Origin of the sequence: Brachyspira sp. SAP_772, from assembly GCF_009755885.1 — a bacterium.
Classification (GTDB): domain Bacteria; phylum Spirochaetota; class Brachyspiria; order Brachyspirales; family Brachyspiraceae; genus Brachyspira.
This window is the reverse complement of sequence record NZ_VYIX01000043.1, coordinates 1-1,001: the sequence shown is the minus strand read 5'-3', so window position 1 is coordinate 1,001 and position 1,001 is coordinate 1. Positions and strand designations below refer to the sequence as shown.

The following is a 1,001-nucleotide window of genomic DNA, read 5'->3' as shown; positions in this document are numbered from 1 at the left end:
CCAACACCATTAACCCATATAGATTCTTGTTTACTTGTTACAGCTAAATCTAAGAATAAATCAAGAAATAGTCTGTCTTTCCAAGAAAAACCAAGACCAGCATACATTCCTAATTTTGATACAAAATCTGTTTCAAGTGTTTTTATTACTTCTTTTTGGGCTGTTTCTCTGTATAAAGAATATATATTCATATCTATTCCATATTTTATTCCAGCTCTAATTTCAAACCATTCTAAAGGTTTTATTGTAGTACCAACTGGTATTTCTAAATATGGAATAATACTTATTGCATTATGAAGTATATCGCCTGTTGCTATTAAATTATTTTCATCTATTGTATTATTTACATTATCATAAGTATTAGACATTACATAAGTTGTACCCAAATTTGTTATATCTAATCTTAAACCTAATCTAGGCTCTGTTGTTAATTTTATTACTCTGTCTATAATATTCCATTCTAAAGTAGGAGCAACACTAATATCAAAACTCATATTAAGATTATAAGTTTGATTGCTTTTAGCTAAGCTTCCATTTATTACTTTATCTATTTCATTTGGTGATATATTAGTTGAGTTTAAWAYAAATMWATTTTGATTRTCTTTGTAAAGGTCAAACTCCAATCCTAAATTGAAAGTTAGTTTTTGTAAAGGTCCTGCTACTAAAGGCATCATAAACTCTGGATAAAATAATAATCTCACAGAAKTATCAAAAGAATTTGTTGCGGTGTTTATATATTGATGGCTTAATGTATCTTTAGTGCTATTGTTTGTTGTATATCTTTGTGAATAGTTATTTACTGCTACTGCTATTGGTAAATTTAATCTCATRTCATTATCAAAATTAATTGCAACAGCTATTTCATTATACCATTGAGAGTTTGTAATATTATTTGTAAGATTAGCATAATTGTTTACATTAGTTTGATGATAATAAGTATATCCTTGATTAAAATAATATCCTCCGGATTTTGCCAATAAATAATGTATAGATATCATATC

General features: G+C 26.5%; 1 pseudogene. It reads right to left on the bottom strand.

What is annotated here, in order from left to right:
- Nucleotides 1-1,001, bottom strand: a pseudogene (locus GQX97_RS12435) (hypothetical protein); the annotation flags it as partial.